Consider the following 2610-nt stretch of genomic DNA (forward strand, 5'->3'; position numbering starts at 1 on the left):
CCAGAAAGTGCTATTGAGCGCCAAGATAACAATAAGCGTTTAATTCCACCTAACGAATTGAATGATAAGATTAGCGAATGATAATTACACTGATTATTGATTGAGGAGATAATTATGTCAACAAATATCGAATGGACTGACCAAACTGAGAATATCATCCGTGCCAAAGGAGGCGGTTGGTGGTGTCAAAAAATCTCAGAGGGGTGTAAAAATTGCTATAGCGAAAAGCTAAATCAAAATTCTTTCTTTGGTGGGAATAAGCAACCCTATTCTGGACAACCACCAGAACTAGTGCTAGATACAGAATCTATCCGAAAATGGGGATTCCAAAGGAAACCTAAGAAGCATTTCGTTTCTTCAATGACTGATGTTTTTGGTGAATGGGTTCCGCGTTTTTGGCAACATGAAATGTTGGACGGAATGTTCGTTGCTCCCAATCAAATATTTCAGATTCTTACTAAACGCCCAGAAATTATGCTGTCATCTATCGATGAATGGCTTTCTTGTCACGGACTAGACAAATTGCCTTTAAATATTTGGGTAGGAACTTCAATTGAGAATCGCCGTACTTTAGAAGAACGTAGCCAATTCCTTGCTCAGATTCCTGCTGATATCCGCTTCTGGTCAGTTGAACCATTGCTAGAAGATTTGGGCAATATCACTCATTGTTTGAATGATGTTCAGTTAGTCATTATCGGTGGTGAGTCTGGCCCAAATTCAAGACCATGCCACATCGAATGGCTCGAATCAATTGTCCAACAATGCCAACAATGCCAACAATCAAACACTAAAGTATTCGTCAAACAGTTGGGGGCGAATGCGAAATTTGGGGGACAGCAATTTAAAACCCGTAACAAGAAAGGGGGAGACATTGAAGAGTTTCCAAAACATTTACAAGTTAGGGAATTTCCTGTTTCGGTAAGAGAGTAAAAGTAAATCCCCCGCAATGCGTCTAACAGGCGGGGGAAGGAAAAGTTTTTTGTAGGGTTCTAACGATGAGTTTAACAGAAAAAATAAATATTGCTGGAGGGTTTAAAAGATGACTACCGACAGCTTTACCGATAACAGAAGAAAACGCCATATTTATATGGATAGTAAGCTTGACGATTTGCCATTAACAATGGAGGCATATCGTGTTTACTGTCATTTGTGCCGTCGAGCCGGTTGTGATAACAATGCTTTCCCTTCCTACAAATCCATTGGTGAGTCCTGCTTTCGAGGGTCTTTTCCAAATTCACCAACCGACACTTTACGGCGAAAAGCGATCGCTGTAGTACTGTTCGCTGGTGGCGGTGGAATAGAAGCGGGGATGGTGCAAGCTGGTATTCGCCCGGTCATTGCGGTGGAGTTCGACCCAACTAAACCAGACTTGAGCAGGGCGATCGCCAAAACCCATCACCACAACTTCAGCGAGTATGGCTGTAGAATAATCCAACTAACAGTGCAAGAAGTAGCACAGTCAGGATTTCTAGGTTTTCCACGAAGACCTGACTATCTCCATGCTTCCCCTGTGTGCGCCAACTTCAGTCAAGCCCACACAGCCAAAGCGGGTAAGGGTATTGAAACGGCTGACGATCTGACCGCAGCGATCGTAGTAGCTCAAGCCATCCGACAGTTGCAGCCACGGGTGTTTACACTAGAAAATGTACCGCGTTATGGCAATAGCCAGAGTTTCAATATCATCCTGGATGCTTTAGAATCCCTTGGTTATCACGTTAATTACAGCGTGGTCAACATGGCTGATTTTGGACTGCCCCAGGCGCGGCGGCGGTTAGTCCTGATTGCAAGCAAGGGTTTTCACATTGCCCTACCTTCGGGAGCTACACCTTGTGGTTGGTACGAGGCGATAGCCCATCTCATCCCCACAATGTCTGATTCACATCTACTACCTAAACAGCAACAAGCTTTGGAGAAATTTTTAGCCGGGAATGCGCCAACACCACTGTTAATAGAAAGAGTTGGGGGGCGTACACAGTCCAAATATAAACCTGGACATTTACCTTGCAACACGATATTGCGATCGCATTTCACCGATCACAAAGGCTGTAACCGTAGTAAGTTCGCTGATATCTGGTTGCCTGATGGTACAGTCAAATCCCTGTCAATTCAAGGTGCAGCGAGGTTACAGGGTTTTCCTAATTGGTACGAGTTTTCCAACGAAACTGCTACGGCGGGGTCAATTATCGGCTATTCCGTGCCTCCCAGTTTTGCAACTCAATTATTCATGTCGGCACAAAGTATTTTGAAAGGAGCAAAAGTATGACTAACCGATGGACTCGACCTAGAACAGTGCTGGTACATCTCCCCGCCTTGGGGTAAACGAATCCCGCCGTTGCTAGTGAGTCTTTTAGAGCGGAATGGCACTAAGATAAGGAAAATCGTTGAGGCAGCAAGGGTGCAGAGGAGCGGAGGAGCAGGGGAGAAAGAAGAAGTTTCAGGCATAGGATGGAAGAAATAAAAATTCTCCTCTGCCCCCCTGCCCCCCAATACGGTTCGGTTAAGCTCTAAGCAGTGTTGAGTAGAGAAAAAGTGAGTGTTTCTAATTTAGCTCCTTGCCCTTTATGTATCGGTTTCTTTGAAGGGAATTTGGCTCTAGTTTTTTTGACTACA

General features: G+C 44.5%; 2 protein-coding genes and 1 pseudogene. All 3 read left to right on the forward strand.

Translation table 11 applies throughout. The annotated features are described in order from the left end of the window. The first annotated feature begins 114 nt into the window (after positions 1–114). On the forward strand, positions 115–930 hold the full coding sequence (locus tag LC574_RS35000) for a DUF5131 family protein (protein WP_229458213.1): 816 nt from the start codon (positions 115–117) through the stop codon (positions 928–930). 109 nt (positions 931–1039) lie between these two features. Then, positions 1040–2263 carry a DNA cytosine methyltransferase gene (locus LC574_RS35005; protein ID WP_229458214.1) on the forward strand — a complete coding sequence of 408 codons (1224 nt, stop codon included), beginning with the start codon at positions 1040–1042 and terminating at the stop codon, positions 2261–2263. A gap of 27 nt (positions 2264–2290) precedes the next feature. Continuing rightward, positions 2291–2458, forward strand: a pseudogene (locus LC574_RS35010) (DUF1392 family protein); the annotation flags it as partial. Positions 2459–2610 lie beyond the last annotated feature (152 nt).

It is taken from the genome of Nostoc sp. CHAB 5715 (assembly GCF_020829685.1).
Classification (GTDB): Bacteria; Cyanobacteriota; Cyanobacteriia; order Cyanobacteriales; family Nostocaceae; genus Nostoc.